The 16,493-nt window shown below is 67.0% G+C and carries 13 protein-coding genes; 2 read left to right on the top strand and 11 right to left on the bottom strand.

Annotated elements, in window-relative coordinates:
• Positions 1–77: 77 nt before the first annotated feature.
• The 11 genes from guaB to ndk all read right to left on the bottom strand — a co-directional run bounded on the left by guaB (position 78) and on the right by ndk (position 13,086).
• Positions 78–1,535, bottom strand: coding sequence for an IMP dehydrogenase (gene guaB / locus AC5P7U_RS11395; RefSeq protein ID WP_006435286.1), 1,458 nt, complete (start codon positions 1,533–1,535; stop codon positions 78–80).
• 300 nt (positions 1,536–1,835) lie between these two features.
• A complete protein-coding gene (folD, locus tag AC5P7U_RS11390) occupies positions 1,836–2,714 on the bottom strand; it encodes a bifunctional methylenetetrahydrofolate dehydrogenase/methenyltetrahydrofolate cyclohydrolase FolD (protein WP_495221131.1) in 879 nt (292 codons plus the stop codon).
• A gap of 165 nt (positions 2,715–2,879) precedes the next feature.
• The gene (locus tag AC5P7U_RS11385; RefSeq protein ID WP_053449528.1) at positions 2,880–4,712 is read right to left on the bottom strand and encodes a monovalent cation:proton antiporter-2 (CPA2) family protein; all 1,833 of its coding nucleotides are present in this window, start codon (positions 4,710–4,712) and stop codon (positions 2,880–2,882) included.
• 496 nt (positions 4,713–5,208) lie between these two features.
• Positions 5,209–6,345 carry a molybdopterin-synthase adenylyltransferase MoeB gene (gene moeB / locus AC5P7U_RS11380; protein ID WP_414554809.1) on the bottom strand — a complete coding sequence of 379 codons (1,137 nt, stop codon included), beginning with the start codon at positions 6,343–6,345 and terminating at the stop codon, positions 5,209–5,211.
• 109 nt (positions 6,346–6,454) lie between these two features.
• Complete coding sequence (der, locus tag AC5P7U_RS11375) at positions 6,455–7,852, bottom strand: ribosome biogenesis GTPase Der (RefSeq protein WP_495221130.1); 1,398 nt, start codon at positions 7,850–7,852, stop codon at positions 6,455–6,457.
• A 17-nt stretch (positions 7,853–7,869) separates the two neighbouring features.
• Positions 7,870–9,078, bottom strand: a complete 1,209-nt coding sequence (bamB, locus tag AC5P7U_RS11370; protein WP_040007922.1) for an outer membrane protein assembly factor BamB — start codon at positions 9,076–9,078, stop codon at positions 7,870–7,872.
• Positions 9,078–9,716 (bottom strand): YfgM family protein, encoded by a 639-nt coding sequence (locus tag AC5P7U_RS11365; RefSeq protein WP_006434876.1) that lies wholly within the window; start codon positions 9,714–9,716, stop codon positions 9,078–9,080. The genes bamB and AC5P7U_RS11365 overlap by 1 nt, the downstream gene beginning before the upstream one ends.
• A 65-nt stretch (positions 9,717–9,781) precedes the next feature.
• Positions 9,782–10,654 (bottom strand): helix-turn-helix domain-containing protein, encoded by an 873-nt coding sequence (locus tag AC5P7U_RS11360; protein WP_197564771.1) that lies wholly within the window; start codon positions 10,652–10,654, stop codon positions 9,782–9,784.
• A gap of 18 nt (positions 10,655–10,672) precedes the next feature.
• Entirely contained in the window at positions 10,673–11,458 is a 786-nt protein-coding gene (gene pilW / locus AC5P7U_RS11355; RefSeq protein ID WP_006431060.1) for a type IV pilus biogenesis/stability protein PilW, read from the bottom strand.
• Positions 11,445–12,650, bottom strand: a complete 1,206-nt coding sequence (gene rlmN, locus AC5P7U_RS11350; protein WP_079221620.1) for a dual-specificity RNA methyltransferase RlmN — start codon at positions 12,648–12,650, stop codon at positions 11,445–11,447. Before rlmN ends, pilW begins: the two co-directional genes overlap by 14 nt.
• Positions 12,651–12,660: 10 nt before the next feature.
• Positions 12,661–13,086, bottom strand: coding sequence for a nucleoside-diphosphate kinase (ndk, locus tag AC5P7U_RS11345; RefSeq protein ID WP_008265389.1), 426 nt, complete (start codon positions 13,084–13,086; stop codon positions 12,661–12,663).
• A gap of 325 nt (positions 13,087–13,411) precedes the next feature.
• Here ndk and AC5P7U_RS11340 point away from each other — a divergent pair, with 325 nt between their 5' ends.
• The gene (locus tag AC5P7U_RS11340; RefSeq protein WP_006431024.1) at positions 13,412–14,065 is read left to right on the top strand and encodes a TetR/AcrR family transcriptional regulator; all 654 of its coding nucleotides are present in this window, start codon (positions 13,412–13,414) and stop codon (positions 14,063–14,065) included.
• A gap of 53 nt (positions 14,066–14,118) precedes the next feature.
• A complete protein-coding gene (locus AC5P7U_RS11335; protein ID WP_197564770.1) occupies positions 14,119–16,491 on the top strand; it encodes a 3-hydroxyacyl-CoA dehydrogenase NAD-binding domain-containing protein in 2,373 nt (790 codons plus the stop codon).
• The last annotated feature ends 2 nt before the right edge of the window (positions 16,492–16,493 follow it).

The raw sequence follows: 16,493 nt of genomic DNA, 5'->3' as shown, positions 1-16,493 counted from the left end.
CGAAATCAGATTTGCAGCAGCAGATGGAAAAAGAGGAACGGGAATCAGCTTCCTCGTTCCTCTTTGCCCGGCCCGCGTCAGGCGCGGTAGTTCGGCGGTTCCTTGGTGATCGTCACGTCGTGGACGTGGCTCTCACGCTGGCCGGCGCCGCTGATCTTGACGAACTTGGGCTTGGTGCGCATGTCGTCGATGGTGGCGCAACCCACGTAGCCCATGGTGGCGCGCAGGCCGCCCATCAGCTGGTGGATGATGCCGCCCACCGGGCCGCGGTACGGCACGCGGCCTTCGATGCCTTCCGGCACCAGCTTGTCGGCGGTGGCGGCGTCCTGGAAGTAGCGGTCCTTCGACCCCTTCTCCATGGCAGCCAGCGAACCCATGCCGCGGTAGCTCTTGTACGAACGGCCCTGGTACAGCTCGGTCTCGCCCGGCGATTCTTCGGTACCGGCCAGCAGGCCGCCGACCATGATGGTCGAGGCACCGGCGGCCAGCGCCTTGCCGATGTCGCCCGAGTAGCGGATGCCACCGTCGGCGATCAGCGGGATGCGGTCCTGCAGCGCTTCGGCCACCAGGTCGATCGCGGTGACCTGCGGCACGCCAACGCCAGCGACGACGCGCGTGGTGCAGATCGAGCCCGGGCCGATGCCGACCTTCACTGCGTCCGCGCCGCTGTCCAGCAGCGCCAGTGCGGCTTCGCCGGTGCAGATGTTGCCACCGATGACCTGCACGTTCGGGAAGTTCTTCTTGACCCAGCTGACGCGGTCCAGCACGCCCTGCGAGTGGCCGTGCGCGGTATCGACCACGATCACGTCCACGCCGGCGGCGACCAGCGCTTCCACGCGGCGATCGGTATCGCCACCCACGCCGACGGCCGCGCCGACCAGCAGGCGGGTCGACAGATCCTTGGCAGCGTTCGGGAAGTCGGTGTTCTTCTGGATGTCCTTGACGGTGATCAGGCCACGCAGTTCGAACGAATCATTGACCACCAGCACCTTTTCGATGCGGTTGCGGTGCAGCAGCTGCAGCACTTCGTCAGACGCGGCGCCTTCCTTGACCGTGATCAGGCGATCCTTCTTGGTCATGATGTGACGGACCGGATCGTCCAGCTCGGTTTCGAAGCGCATATCGCGGTGGGTCACGATGCCGGCCAGCAGGCCGTCGCTGCCCACCACCGGCACGCCGGAGATGTTGTGCGCCTGGGTCAGGGCCAGCACGTCGCGGATGGTGGTTTCCGGGCCGACGGTGATCGGGTCGCGGATGACACCGGCCTCGAACTTCTTGACCTTGGCCACTTCCGCGGCCTGCTGTTCCAGGCTGAGATTCTTGTGGATGATGCCCATGCCGCCGAGCTGGGCCATGGCGATGGCCAGGCGGGCTTCGGTGACGGTATCCATGGCTGCGGACAGGATCGGAAGCTTCAGCTTCAGGTCGCGAGTCAACCGCGTTTCGAGGTTGACGTCCTTGGGCAGGATGGTCGAATGGGCGGGGACGAGCGAGACGTCGTCGTAAGTGAGTGCTTCAGCCTGGATGCGCAGCATCGGCATACCCGAGATGTGGGGAAGCGCGACATTTTACCCTGTTTTCGCGCCCTGTGGCAGGGGGTAGATGCGACGCAGTGTCGCGCGGGCGGCGATCCATTCAGGGGGCTATCCGGGCCGCCGGTGGCATACCGCCTTTGGTGGGTGCCAACCTTGGTTGGCACGGCCCGTCCGGCAACTGGACCCCAGATGGGCCGATGGCCCCGATGTATGTGTGCCAACCAAGGTTGGCACCTACCAGGAGCGGGTCATCCGCATGTCCGCATTGTGCCGACCAACGGTCGGCACCACCCCAAAAGGTCAGCTCAGCGCTTCGGCCGCTTCCAGGGTGTTCTGCATCAACGTGGCCACGGTCATCGGGCCCACGCCACCCGGCACCGGGGTGATCCAGCTGGCGCGCTGGGCGGCCGCTTCAAACCCGACGTCGCCCACCAGGCGTCCGTCATCCAGGCGGTTGATGCCCACGTCGATCACCACCGCGCCCGGCTTCACCCACTCGCCCGGCACGATGCCCGGGCGGCCCACCGCCACCACCAGGATGTCGGCGTTGCGCACGGCCTGTTCCAGCACGTCCTTGGGGGTGAACTTGTGGCAGCTGGTCACGGTGCAGCCGGCAATCAGCAGCTCCAGGCCCATCGGCCGGCCGACATGGTTGCTCACACCCACGATGGTGGCGTTGCGGCCGCGCACCGGCTGGTCGGTGTGGCCCAGCAGCGTGGTGATGCCGCGCGGGGTGCACGGGCGCAGGCCGAACTCGCGCAGGGCCAGGTGGCCGACGTTTTCCGGGTGGAAGCCGTCCACGTCCTTGCGCGGGTCGATGCGCTGGATCAGCCGGCGCGCGTCGGGGATGCCCGGCAGCGGCAGCTGGATCAGGATGCCGTTGATCTTCGGGTCGGCGTTGAGCTGGTCGATCAGGTCGAGCAACTCGGCTTCGGTGGTACCGGCCGGCAGATCGTAGTCATGCGCTTCGATGCCGACCTTCTCGGCCGCGCGGCGCTTGTTGCGCACGTACACGGTCGAAGCCGGGTCGCCGCCCACCAGCACCACGGCCAGGCCCGGGCGGCGGCCACCGGCGGCCACGCGGGCGTCGACGCGCACCTTCAGGCTGTCGAGCAGGTCCTCGGCGATGCGGCGGCCATCGAGGATGCGGGCAGGATGCTGGGGGGCGGAATCGGTCATCGGGAGCAGGCGTGGGGCGGCGGGGACGCTATTGTCCCCGATTCAGGCCCCCTCGCCCACCGCCACGCGTCGACACGCGCCCCGGTAGTGCCGGCCGCTGGCCGGCAATCTCATGACGTCGGAACGTTTCCGTAATTGCCGGCCAGCGGCCGGCACTACCCGGCTCTATTCTTCCTCTTCCGGCACGTCCTGCGGGTTCAGCGTCTTGCTCGCGCGCTTCGGTGCGGTGAACGGGGTCGGCGTCGGTACGCCCTGCGGGCTGTTGCCGTAGATCATCCGCGCGCCGGCATTCAGACCGCCACCGGCAATCTCCAGCTCGAAACGCTCGGCGTCGCGGCGGCGGATCTGCTCGGCAATCTCCACCGCGTCATCCTCATCCGCACCCAGTTCCACCAGCGCTGCCTGGCCAAACAGCACCGCCGACTCAAACGTCTCGCGGATCTGGAAATCGACACCTGCATGGATCAGCCGCAGCGAATGTTCGCGGTCGAACGAACGCACCATCAGCTTGGCCTGCGGGAATTCATGCGCCACCAGTTCGACGATGCGGTCGGCCGCCTCGGCCTTGTCCACGCACACTGCAATCGCGCGCGCAGTGGCGGCACCCGAAGCATGCAGCACGTCCAGTCGCGTGCCATCGCCGTAATAGATCTTGAAACCGAACCGCGCCGCGCTCTGGATCATCTCCACATCGTTGTCGATGATGGTCACGTCCACGTCGCGCGCCAGCAGCGACTGGCTGGCGACCTGGCCGAAGCGGCCGAAGCCGATCAGCAGCACGCTGCCAGACAGCCCATCGGCCTCGTCCACGCCATCCATGTTCACCGTCGGCTTCGGCGCCACGCGCTTGTAGACCAGCACCACCAGCGGGGTCAGCGCCATCGACAGCACCACCACGGCGGTGAAGTTGGCATTGATGTCCAGGTCGATCACGCCGGCCGATGCGGCGGCGGAGAACAGCACGAACGCGAACTCGCCGCCCTGCGCCATCAGCACGCCACGGTCCAGCGCCTGCGCATGATCGCTGCCCATGATGCGCGCCACCACGTAGATGCACAGCGCCTTGGCCGCCATCAACGCCAGCACCAGGCCGAGGATCAGCTGCCAGTGCGCGGCCACCACGCTCAGGTCCAGCGCCATGCCCACGCTGAGGAAGAACAGGCCGAGCAGGATGCCGCGGAACGGTTCGATGTCCGCCTCAATCTGGTGGCGGAAGGTCGACTCGCTCAACAGCACGCCGGCCAGGAACGCGCCCATCGCCATCGACAGGCCGGACAACTGCATCAGCAGCGCCGCACCCAGCACCACCAGCAGCGCGGCGGCGGTCATCACCTCGCGTGCCTTCGATTCGGCCAGCACCCGGAACAGCGGATTGAGCAGGAAGCGGCCGACCAGCACCAGGCCGACGATGGCACCCACGCCGATCGCTACCGACAGCCAGCGCGAGCCTTCGCCATCGGCGCTGCCGGCGCTCGGCGCCATCCATGCCACCAGCGCCAGCAACGGCACGATCAGCAGGTCTTCGAACAACAGGATCGAAACGATCTTCTGCCCCGACGGCAGCGCGATGTCACCGCGCTCGGCCAGCAGCTGCATGACCACCGCGGTGGAGGTGAGCACGAAGCCGGTGGCGCCGATGAAGGCCACCTGCCAGGGGAAGCCGAACAGCTTGGCGATGCTGGTCAGCACCAGCGCACAGGTGACGATCTGCAGCGTGCCCAGCCCGAAGATTTCCTTGCGCAGGCTCCACAGGTGCGAGGGCCGCATTTCCAGGCCGATCACGAACAGGAACATCACCACGCCGAGCTCGGCGGTATGCAGGATCGCCTGCGGGTCGGAGAACCAGCCCAGCCCGAACGGTCCGATCGCCAGGCCGGCGGCGAAGTAGCCCAGCACCGAGCCCAGGCCGGCCCGGCGGAACAAAGGCACCATCACCACCGCCGCGCCCAACAGGGCCACGACCTTGACCAGCTCGCTGGTCGCTGCTTCTACCGCCATGCGGTGCTTTCCCCAAGATCCAGAATCGGGTTCAACAATAGAGCAATGCCGATGACGGCAATAGCACGCATGTTGCGCCGGATTGTCTTGGAGGTGGAACGATGTGGGGACTGACCCCAAGCATCATCCCGAAACCGCACACCCGCTTCGGCATGTGCCAACCTTGCACCCGCTTCGGTAGGTGCCAACCTTCCACCCCCTTCGGTAGGTGCCAACCTTGGTTGGCACGAGAGCGCCGACCAAGGTCGGCATCTACCAAAGCCTCCCCCAGCCGGGTTCACCCACCCCGACAAAACGCGGCGTAATCGATATACCCCGGGAACGGCACCACCGGCGCACACACCGGGCACTGCGGGTCCGGCCGGATGCCGGATCCCGAAACCATGCATTCCCTTCGGTAGGTGCCAACCATGCATCCGCTTCGGTAGGTGCCAACCTTGGTTGGCACGGGAGCGCCGACCAAGGTCGGCATCCACCAATGCACTCCCCCGCGGGTTCACCCACCCCGGCAAAACGCGGCGTAATCGATATACCCCGGGAACGGCACCCCCGGCGCACACACCGGGCAGTGCGGGTCGGGCCGGATGCCGGTCTCGCGGAAGCGCATGCCCAACGCATCGAAACGCAGCAGGCGGCCGACCAGCGGCTCGCCGATGCCCAGCAGCAGCTTCAGCACCTCGGTGGCCTGCAGCACCCCGGCCAGGCCAGGCAGTACGCCCAGCACCCCCGCCTCGGAACAGTTCGGCGCGAACTCCGGCGGTGGCGGCTCGGGGAACAGGCAGCGGTAGCACGGCGCCACGCCGCGCTGGCGGCCGGCGTCAAACACGCTTACCTGGCCGTCAAAGCGCTCGATGGCGGCATACACCAGTGGCGTGGCGTGCTTGATGCAGGCGTCGTTGAGCAGGTAGCGCAGCGGGAAGTTGTCCGAGCCGTCCAGCACCACGTCCACGCCGTCCAGCAGCGCATCCACGTTCTCGGAAGTAACCCGTTCCGGCACCGCTTCGACCTCGATCGACGGGTTCAATGCCAACAGCCGCTCACGCGCGGAATCGACCTTGAGCTGGCCGACGCTGGCTTCGGTGTGCACGATCTGCCGGTGCAGGTTGCTGCGCTCCACGCGGTCGTGGTCAGCGAAGCGCAGATGCCCTACCCCGGCCGCAGCCAGGTAGAAGCCGGCCGGTGCGCCCAGCCCACCCGCGCCCAGCACCAGCACCCGCGACTGCTGCAGGCGACGCTGGCCGGCCTCGCCCACCTGCGGCAGCAGCAGGTGGCGCGAATAGCGGTCGTAGAAGTCGCGGTCGGCCGCACTGGTCAGCGGCTGCACCAGCGGCAACAACTGCTCGCGCCAGGCCACGGTACCGCCCGTCACGGAAGCGACGTTGGAGTACCCGGCCCCCTGCAGGAACTGCGCGGCATCGGCCGAGCGCTTGCCGCTCTGGCAGATCAGCAGGATTTCCTGGTCGTGCCGCGGCAGATGCGAGGCCGGATCGGCCTGCAGCTCGCCCCTGGCCACGCCACGCGCACCTTCGGCCATGCCCCCGGCCCGTTCGTGCGCCTCGCGCACATCGATCAGCACGGCGCCGTGGGCCAGGCGCTCGCGCGCCTGCGCGGGGGAAAGCTCTCGGATGCTCATGGGCGCATTATCGCGCAGGTGCCGCCAGGCCGCCTTGATCGATATCCGCAATCGTGGGGGCGGTGCCGGCGCAACGAAAAAGGCGGCCCTGCGGCCGCCTTCTTCTGCATCACTTGCCCTTGACGTGCTTCATCAAGCGCCGCTTGGCCTTGACCTGCCGCTCGGTGAGGACGTTCTTCTTGCCCTCGTACGGGTTGGTACCCTCGCGGAAGATGAAGCTCACCGGGGTGCCGATCAGCTTGAAGCGCTTGCGGAAGAAGTTCTCCAGGTAGCGCTTGTACGATTCCTGCAGCTCCTTCAGGCGGGTGCCGTGCACGATGAAGGTCGGCGGGTTTGCGCCGGCCGGGTGCACGTAACGCAGCTTGGAGACGTGGCCGCGGATGGTCGGCGGCGGGTTGGTCTCGTACGCCACTTCCAGCGCCTTGTTCACTTCGCTGGTGGTGAAGGTCTTGTTGGCCGATTCGTGCGCGCGGTGCACGGCGCGGAACAGCTCGCGCAGGCCCGAGCCATGCTTGGCCGAGATGCGCACCGATTCGGCCCACGGCACGAAGCCCAGCTTCAACGACAGCAGGGTCTCGGCCTGCTCGCGCTGGTACTCGGTCAGGCCATCCCACTTGTTGATGGCAATCACCAGCGCGCGGCCGGCGTCGAGCACGGCACCGAGCACGGTGGCGTCCTGGTCGGTCACGCCTTCGGTGGCATCCAGCATCAGCACGGCCACCTGGCACTGCTCGATCGACTGCATGGTCTTGACCACCGAGAACTTCTCGACGACCTCGTCCACGCGCGAGCGGCGGCGCAGGCCGGCGGTATCGATCAGGCGGTACTCGCGGCCGTCACGCTCCAGGTCCACCGCGATCGAATCGCGGGTGGTGCCCGGCACGTCGGAAGCGATCATGCGCTCCTCGCCGAGAATGCGGTTGACCAGGGTCGACTTGCCCACGTTGGGGCGGCCGACGAAGGCGATGCGGATGCGGTTCGGATCGTTGTCCAGCTCTTCGCCGCTGCCTTCTTCGGGCAGGCGCTGGATCACTTCGTCCAGCAGGTCGTCCAGGCCCTGGCGATGCGCGGCCGACAGGGTCAGCATCTCGCCGAAGCCGTAACGGGCGAACTCCGAACGCACGCTGTCCTCGTCGGTGCCGTCGATCTTGTTGATCAGCAGCAGCGTCGGGCGCGACAGCTTGCGCAGCCAGGCCAGGATCTCGTCGTCCATTGCCGACGTACCCTCACGGGCGTCGACCACGAACAGAATCAGGTCCGCTTCCGCCGCAGCGGCGCGGGCCTGGCGGGTGGTGGCACCGGCCAGGCCCTCTTCCTCTTCCGCGATACCGCCGGTGTCGACGACGAGGAAATGGTTGTCCTCGTCCAGACGGCAGACACCGTAGTTGCGGTCGCGGGTGACGCCGGGCTGGTCATGGACCAGCGCGTCACGGGTGCGCGTCAGCGCATTGAAAATAGTCGACTTGCCGACATTCGGCCGTCCAACCAGGGCGACCAAAGGCAGCATCGCGATTACTCCAATTTTTAATTTGCCAACCGGAAGGCGGTCAGCTTGCCATCAACGTTCTGCACCAGCAGCACCCCGTCTGCGACGACCGGCTGGGCCAGCAGGGCGTCACCGCCGCTCTTCGCCCGTGCCGCCATCGCACCATCGGAGGTCTTCAACCAGTGCACGTATCCCTTGTAGTCACCGACGACCACGTAATCACCCTGCAGCACCGGGCCGGTCAGCGAACGACGCGCCAGCTCGGTCTGCGACCACATGGCCGCGCCGGTCGCCTTGTCCAGGCCGAACACGCCGCCCTTGTTGTCGGTGACGAACACATTGCCGGACGACACCGCCACGCCACCGGCACCGCCATGGTCGCGCGCCCACAGCGGGCGACCGGTCGGGCCTTCGATGGCCATGGTCTGGTTCTTGAAGCTGCTCACGTAGAGGGTGTTGCCCTCCAGTACCGGAGCACCGTCAACGTCGGCCATGCGCTCAAGCTCGGTACGGCCTTCGCCGTTGCCGATGTTCTGTTCCCACAGGGTACGGCCATCCTGCTGGGCCAGGGCCGCAACCGCGCCCTCGTCCTTGCCGATGAACAGCACGCCCGGGCCGGTGACCACCGGCGCGTTGCCGCGCACGGTCAGCGCCGGCAGTTCGCTCGGGTTGAACCACTTCTGGGTGCCGTTGCCGGCATCGAAGGCGGTCACGCGGCCATCGTTGCTGCGCACGAACACCAGGCCCTGGGCCACGGCCGGTGCGGCAATGACTTCACCCGGAACACGGGCGCGCCACTTCTCGCTGCCGTCGTTGATGTCCAGGGCGATGACCTGGCCATCCAGCGTGCCGATCACGACCAGGTTCTCACCGACACCCGGGCCGCCGGACAGGCGCAGCTTCGGCTTCTTCTTTTCCTTCTTCGGCTCCCAGGTCCAGACCTTCTTGCCGGTCTGCAGGTCGATGGCGTGCACGCCACCGGTGATCGCCGCGGCGAACACGTGGCCGTTGGCCACCGCCGGGCCCTGGCGCACGCCGATGCGGCGCTCGCCCTTGCCGAGGTTGACCGACCAGGCCTTGTTGACCTTGACGCTGGGCTCGAACTTGACCAGTTCAGCCGGCTCCTGGGCCTTCTTCGCTGCCGCGTCCTTGCCGGCGAACCAGCCCTTCACGGTGCTGCAGCCGGTCAGGGCCATGCCCATCAGGAGCACGGTGGCGACGCGGGTGATCATGACCTTCTGACTCATCAAACCGACTCCGCAGGGGCGGCGACCGTGCCGCCGGCATCCATAACCTTGGTTTCCAGCAGGCGCCGCTGCGGCGCTGCCACGTCCAGCGACTTCAGCGCCTTCTCGTACTGTGCACGGGCGTCGTCACGCTTGCCCTGCGCCATCAGCGCATCGCCATGGATTTCCAGGCTGCTGCTGTCGGTGGCGCTGCCCAGCAGCTTGATCGCCTCGTCGCTCTTGCCGGTGGCCACCAGCAGGCGTGCCACACGCTGGTCGACCACGCGCTGCAGGTCACCTTCGACCTTCACGCCGCGCAGGGTGGCCAGCGCCTCTTCATTCTTGCCGGCGTCGACCTGGGCCTTGGCCAGCTGCAGCGCCGCGAGGTCGCCGTAGATGCTGGACGGGCCGGCTTCAAGCGCCTTCACTGCCTTGGAGGCATCGTCGAGCTTGTTCTGCTGCAGGCCGAGCAGCGCCTTCTGGTACTCGACATTGGCCGAGGCCAGCTTGCCGCCCTGATCCTTCTGGTACCACTGCCAGCCGGCGATGGCACCGATGGCGATGACCACGCCACCAAGGATGCTGGCGCCATTCTTCCGCAGCCAGCTGCGGACGCGTTCACTTTGTTCGTGCTCGTCGAGCAGATCGTCGATCGCCATGCGTACTCTCGCCCCGCCCATCGGGAGGGACCATTGGGTTTAATCGAAGGTGGTGAAACCGCGCCTCAGTGCGAAACCGGGACTACGGAGCCTTCAGAGGATACCTGAAAGCGTGCCACGTTGGCTCGCTGGTAGGGGGTCAGATCGACGATAGCGCCGTTCTGCTGAACCTGGACCGCCGAGGCGTTGCCCAGGGTCACCCGGGTCACCTGGCCCGGAGTGAAGCTACGGCTTTCGCCGGACTTGATCAGCGCCTTCTCGACGGTGGCACCGTCCGGGCCGCCGATATCGACCCAGCTGTCGCCGCTGAACTGCATGTCCAGCGTGTTGGCAGCAGCGGCCGGCGCCGGGGCCGAACGCGGCACCGGGGCCAGCGAGGCCACGTACGGGGTCGCGGCCGGCTTGCTGGCCGGGGCGCTCGCCACGTCAACCGGGGTGGCCGGCTCGACGCCTGCGGCGGACGGAGCCACCGGCACGGCGGCCGGGATCGCATCCAGCGAGGCGGTGTTCGGCGACGGGGTGGCACTACCGTCGAAGTGGCCACGGGTGGCGAACCACACCGGCACGGCCAGGACCGCGGTGATGCCGACATACAGCATGCGCCGGCCGAGGTTCTCGGCAATGCGACGCGCGCGCGGGGTATGGGTATGGCTGACCAGGGTGGGCGGGACCACCGGGCCGACCTGGGCCTGCTCCAGCAACTGGCTCACATCCACGTTGAGCAGGCGCGCATAGCTGCGCAGCTGGCCACGCACGAACACCGGCGCGCCGAGCTTCTGCCATTGTTCCTCTTCCAGCGACTTGACCACCTGGACCGGCATGCGCAGGCGCGTGCCGACATCCTCGAGGGTCAGTCCGGCCGCTTCGCGGGCCTGGCGCAGGCGGGTGCCGCAGCCGGCCGCAGTCTCGAGAGCGCTCACAGTCTGGTCATCAATCACAATGCATCAACCCTGGAGTTAGGAGCCCGCTTCCTGCGGAAATTCCTGTCGAATCCGCTGGAGATAGCGATCAGATGCCGCCCGATCGCCCAGCCGCGCTTCGATTTCAGACGCAAGTTGTAACACGGAACGCGTTGCGGGTGCAGCCGCAATCCTACGTTCGGCGAAGGCCCGGGCCTCCATGTAGCGGCCCTGGCGGACGCTGAGCTGGGCCATCGCCTCGAGTGCGACCGGGTTGTCAGGCAGTGTCGTCAGCGCCGCGCGAAGGTCGCGTTCGGCACGTTCGAACTGGCCGGCATCCAGTGCGCAGCCGCCGGCATTGGCCTGTGCCTCGGCTGGCGTGGCATAGCCCGGCGCCTGCAGCGCGCGGTCGAACCAGACCAGTGACTCGGCCGGCCGGCCCTGCTGGCACAGCCAGGCACCGTAATTGTTGAGGATGTCGCCACGCTGCGGCGCCAGTTCGGCGGCCCTGCGGAAGCTCTCGCCGGCCTGCGGGGTGCGGCCCCGGCGCTCGTCGATGCCGGCCAGCAGCACCAGCGCGTCCGGGGCCTCCGGCGCCAGCTTCTGCGCCTCACGGGCCTTGCGCTCGGCCGCATCGAGATTGCCAACCTGCATGTCGCGGGCGGCCAGTGCGAGCAGATCCTGCCAGCGTACCTGGCGACGGACGTTGTCCGGATCGCGGACCGAGTACACCGGCGCCACGCTGGGGCCCAGCTTGGCCTTGGGTTGGGATTTGCAGCCGCCGACCGAGAGGGCCAGCACGCCTGCGAACAGGGCCAGCCAGAGGCGGTCAGGCCGCGGCATCGCTCCCCTTCCCCGCCTGCAGCGTCTTGTTGAACTCCGCCTGGCGGCGGGTGCGGTCCATCACCTGGCCCTTGAGCTGGCCGCAGGCGGCGTCGATGTCGTCGCCACGGGTGCGGCGGACCATGGTCAGCACGTTGCTGTCGAGCAGGATCTTCTGGAAGGCACGGATGTGCGCCTCTTCCGAACGCTCGTAGCGGGTGCCCGGGAACGGGTTGAACGGAATCAGGTTGACCTTGCCCGAATCCTTGGCCTGCACCGCGTTGTCGAACTGGCGCATCAGGCGGGCCAATTCACGGGCATGCTCGGGCTTGTCGTTGATGCCCTTCATCAGGGTGTATTCGAAGGTGACCGATTCGCGGCGCTTGTTGGCGCGCAGGTAGCGTGCGCACGAGGCCATCAGCTCGGCGATCGGGTACTTCTTGTTGAGCGGCACCAGGGTCTCGCGCAGCGCATCGTTGGGCGCATGCAGCGACACCGCCAGCGACACGTCGCTTTCGGTCGACAGGCGGTCGATCTGCGGCACCAGGCCGGAGGTCGACAGGGTCACGCGCTTGTTGGCCAGGCCGTAGCCCAGGTCGTCGCGCATCACGCTCATGGCGCGCACGACGTTGTCGAAATTCATCAGCGGCTCGCCCATGCCCATCATCACCACGTTGGTGAGGCGGCGCATCTGGTGCGGCACGTTGCCCAGGTGGCGTGCGGCAACCCACACCTGGCCGATGATCTCGGCGGTGGTCAGGTTGCGGTTGAAGCCCTGGGTGGCGGTGGAGCAGAACGTGCAGTTCAGGCCGCAACCGACCTGCGAGGACACGCACAGCGTGCCGCGGGTCTTGTCGGGGATGTACACGGTCTCGATGGCGTTCTTGCCATCCACGCCCATCGCCAGCAGCCACTTGTGGGTGCCGTCGGCGGAAGGCTTGTCGAACACGATGTTCGGAACCAGCACCTCGGCATGGGCCTGCAGCTTGGCGCGCAGGACCTTGCCGAGGTCGGTCATTTCATCGAAGTCGGTGACGTAGCGATGGTGGATCCACTTCATCACCTGATGGGCACGGAACTTCTTCTCGCCGAGAACCTCGACGAAAAACTTCTCCAGGCCCGCGCGATCGAGGTCGAGCAGGTTCTGCTTGCCAGCCGTGGGTGCCGACTTCGGCAGCGGCTGGATGGCGGGGGACTGTACGACCTCGTTCACGGCATTACTCTCAGCGCGAAACGACTTCGGTGGCGGCGAAGAAGTAGGCGATTTCAATCGCGGCATTCTCGACCGAGTCCGAGCCGTGGGCGGCGTTGGCATCGATGGATTCGGCGAAGTCGGCGCGGATGGTGCCCGCAGCGGCTTCCTTCGGGTTGGTGGCGCCCAGCAGGTCGCGGTGGGCCAGGACGGCGTTCTCGCCTTCCAGGGCCTGGATCATCACCGGGCCGGAGATCATGAACTCGACCAGCGCGTTGAAGAACGGACGCTCGCGGTGCACGGCGTAGAAGCCTTCGGCTTCACGGCGCGACAGCTGCTTGTACTTGGCGGCCACGACCTTCAGGCCGGCCTTCTCGAAGCGGGCGTAGATTTCGCCGATGACGTTCTTGGCAACGGCGTCCGGCTTGATGATCGAAAGGGTGCGCTCCAGCGCCATGGGATGTCTCCAATGGAATCGGGCCGCTGATGGCCCGAAGGGTAACATGAAAAAAACCCGCGTCGGGACGCGGGCTTAGCCTGATAAACGTAGGCGAATTGTAAAAGATAAAGCGCTGGCGTGGTAGTGCCGACCGGCGGCCGGCAGGCTGGCGCCCGCCGGGCTGCCCACGGTTGCCGTCCAGCGGCCGGCACCACCCTTTGCGCCCATTCACCCACCTGAGCGGATTCTGACCGCCCCGGGCATTTTTGCTGCACTGCAAAATGCCATACGCTACCGTCTGGTTCTAGTATCAAACAATCGTTTGATTAAGGTCTGCCCGCCGATGGCCAAGCCCGCCCACTTCTCGACCAAGGACCGCATCCTCGGTGCCGCCGAGGAGCTGTTTGCCCAGCACGGCTTCGCCGGCACCTCGTTGCGCCAGGTGACCAGCCAGGCCGACGTCAACATCGCGGCGGTCAATTACCACTTCGGCTCCAAGGAAAACCTGGTCAACGAGGTGTTCCGCCGCCGCATGGACGAGATGACCGGCGCCCGCCTGGCCCAGCTCGAGCGCGCCCGCAGCGAACATCCCGGGCAGCTGCGCCCGGTGCTGGCCGCCTTCGTCGAGCCGGCGCTGGCGCTGGCCCAGGACCGCCAGAACGGCGGCGCCTTCGTGCGCGTGATCGCCCGCGCCTACGCCGAGAAGAACGACAACCTGCGCAAGTTCCTGTCCGACCATTACGGCCACGTGCTGCGTGCGTTCGGCAAGGCGATTGCCGAATGCGCGCCCGACCTGAGCAAGGAAGAGCTGTACTGGCGCCTGGACTTCCTGGCCGGCTCGCTCACCTATGCCATGGCCGACTTCGGGCTGATCAAGCGTCCCGCCGGTGTCACCGAAGCGGCGCATCGTGCCCATGCCGCCCACGAACTGATCCATTTCGCCGAAGCCGGGTTCCGCGCCGCCGCACGCGCCAGCGCCCTGCCCGCTTCCCCGTGATTCCACCGGGTGTGACCCACCCAGTAACTGCTGACCAACAAAGGCCCTACACCATGTCCAATTCCCTGCTAGTCCGCCGCGCCGCCGTGCTGGGTGCCGGCGTCATGGGTGCCCAGATCGCCGCCCACCTCACCAACGCCGGCGTCGACACCGTGCTGTTCGACCTGCCCGCCAAGGAAGGTCCGGCCGACGGCATCGTGCTGAAGGCGATCGCCAACCTGGGCAAGCTGAGCCCGGCGCCGCTGGCCAGCAAGTCGCTGGCCGAAGCCATCACCCCGGCCAACTACGAGTCCGGCCTGGAGCAGCTGAAGGACTGCGACCTGATCATCGAGGCCATTGCCGAGCGCATGGACTGGAAGCAGGACCTGTACAAGAAGATCGCGCCGTTCGTGGCCGACCACGCGGTGCTGGCCTCCAACACCTCGGGCCTGGGCATCAACAAGCTGGCCGACGTGCTGCCCGAGCAGCTGCGCCACCGCTTCTGCGGCGTGCACTTCTTCAACCCGCCGCGCTACATGCACCTGGCCGAGCTGATCCCGGCCACCACCACCGACGCCGCCGTGCTGGAAGGCCTGGAAGAATTCCTGGTCACCACCCTGGGCAAGGGCGTGGTGTACGCCAAGGACACCCCGAACTTCATCGGCAACCGCATCGGCGTGTTCTCGATCCTGTCCACCATCCACCACACCCAGCAGTTCGGCCTGGGCTTCGATGAAGTGGACGGCCTGACCGGCCCGCTGGTCGGCCGCCCGAAGTCGGCCACCTACCGCACCTCCGACGTGGTCGGCCTGGACACCATGGCCCACGTCATCAAGACCATGGGCGACACCCTGCCGAACGATCCGTGGCATGAATTCTTCAAGTCGCCGAAGTGGCTGGACGCGCTGATTTCCAAGGGCGCACTGGGCCAGAAGACCGGCGCCGGCATCTTCCGCAAGGTCGGCAAGGACATCATGGTGCTGGACCTGGAAAAGCAGGACTACCGCCCGGCTGATCGCGCCGCTGCACCGGAGGTGGTCGAGATCCTGAAGATCAGGAACCCGGCCGAGAAGTTCGCCAAGCTGCGCGAGAGCCAGCACCCGCAGGCGCAGTTCCTGTGGGCGACCTTCCGCGACCTGTTCCACTACAGCGCCTACCACCTGGCCGACATCGCCGAGACCGCGCGCGACGTCGACCTGGCCATCCGCTGGGGCTACGGCTGGTCGCTGGGCCCGTTCGAAACCTGGCAGGCCGCTGGCTGGAAGCAGGTCGCGCAGTGGATCGCCGATGACATCGTCGCCGGCAAGAGCATGAGCAACGCCCCGCTGCCGGACTGGGTGTTCGATGGCCGCGACGGCGTGCATGCGGCCGAGGGCAGCTACAGCCCGTCGCGCAACGCCAAGCTGCCGCGTTCGTCGCTGCCGGTGTACCAGCGCCAGCGTTTCCCCGATCCGCTGCTGGGCGAGACGTTCGCGCCTGGCGAGACCGTGTTCGAGAACGACGGCCTGCGCATGTGGCATGACGGCGACGGCATCGCGGTGGTCAGCTTCAAGACCAAGATGAACACCGTGTCCGATCAGGTGCTGGACGGCCTGCAGGAATGCGTCAGCCGCGCCGAGAAGGACTTCCAGGGCCTGGTGATCTGGCAGCAGAAGGAACCCTTCTCCGCCGGTGCCGACCTGGCCGGTGCGCTTGGCCTGCTGCAGGCCGGCAAGGTCGACCAGTTCGAAGAGATGGTCGCCAACTTCCAGCGCACCAGCCAGCGCATCAAGTACTCGCTGGTACCGGTGGTGGCTGCCGTGCGCGGCCTGGCCCTGGGTGGCGGCTGCGAGTTCCAGATGCACAGCGCCAAGACCGTGGCCTTCCTGGAAAGCTACATCGGCCTGGTCGAGGCCGGCGTCGGCCTGCTGCCGGCCGGCGGTGGCCTGAAGGAACTGGCCGTGCGCGCCTCGCAGGCCGCCGGCCCGGGTGGTGACGTGTTCGCCGAACTGAAGAAGACCTTCGAGACCGTGGCGATGGCCAAGGTCTCCAACTCGGCAGTCAACGCCAAGGAACTGGGCCTGCTGCGCAGCACCGACAAGGTGGTGTTCAACAGCTACGAGGCGCTGCACATCGCCAAGGCCGAAGCCCGTGCGCTGGCCGAAGCGGGCTACCGTCCGCCGCTGCCGGCACGCCGCATCCAGGTGGCCGGTGACGTGGGTATCGCCACCTTCAAGATGATGCTGGTCAACATGCTGGAAGGCCGTTTCATCAGCCCGTACGACTACGAGATCGCCGAACGCATCGCCACCGTGCTGTGCGGCGGCAAGGTCGACCGCGGCACCCTGGTGGACGAAGAGTGGCTGCTGACCCTGGAGCGCAAGCACTTCGTCGAACTGGCCCAGCAGGAAAAGACCCAGGCCCGCATCGCGCACATGCTGAAGACCGGCAAGCCGCTGCGGAACTGACG

Source organism: Stenotrophomonas sp. YJH_SMC_57, assembly GCF_059369755.1.
This window is presented reverse-complemented; position numbering and strand designations above follow the sequence as displayed.

Excerpts from the sequence above, each read along its gene's own strand:
- guaB (WP_006435286.1), bottom strand. The coding sequence starts at position 1,535 with ATGCTGCGCATCCAGGCTGAAGCACTCACTTACGACGACGTCTCGCTC.
- folD (WP_495221131.1), bottom strand. The coding sequence starts at position 2,714 with ATGACCGATTCCGCCCCCCAGCATCCTGCCCGCATCCTCGATGGCCGC.
- AC5P7U_RS11385 (WP_053449528.1), bottom strand. The coding sequence starts at position 4,712 with ATGGCGGTAGAAGCAGCGACCAGCGAGCTGGTCAAGGTCGTGGCCCTG.
- moeB (WP_414554809.1), bottom strand. The coding sequence starts at position 6,345 with ATGAGCATCCGAGAGCTTTCCCCCGCGCAGGCGCGCGAGCGCCTGGCC.
- der (WP_495221130.1), bottom strand. The coding sequence starts at position 7,852 with ATGCTGCCTTTGGTCGCCCTGGTTGGACGGCCGAATGTCGGCAAGTCG.
- bamB (WP_040007922.1), bottom strand. The coding sequence starts at position 9,078 with ATGAGTCAGAAGGTCATGATCACCCGCGTCGCCACCGTGCTCCTGATG.
- AC5P7U_RS11365 (WP_006434876.1), bottom strand. The coding sequence starts at position 9,716 with ATGGCGATCGACGATCTGCTCGACGAGCACGAACAAAGTGAACGCGTC.
- pilW (WP_006431060.1), bottom strand. The coding sequence starts at position 11,458 with ATGCCGCGGCCTGACCGCCTCTGGCTGGCCCTGTTCGCAGGCGTGCTG.
- ndk (WP_008265389.1), bottom strand. The coding sequence starts at position 13,086 with ATGGCGCTGGAGCGCACCCTTTCGATCATCAAGCCGGACGCCGTTGCC.
- AC5P7U_RS11340 (WP_006431024.1), top strand. The coding sequence starts at position 13,412 with ATGGCCAAGCCCGCCCACTTCTCGACCAAGGACCGCATCCTCGGTGCC.
- AC5P7U_RS11335 (WP_197564770.1), top strand. The coding sequence starts at position 14,119 with ATGTCCAATTCCCTGCTAGTCCGCCGCGCCGCCGTGCTGGGTGCCGGC.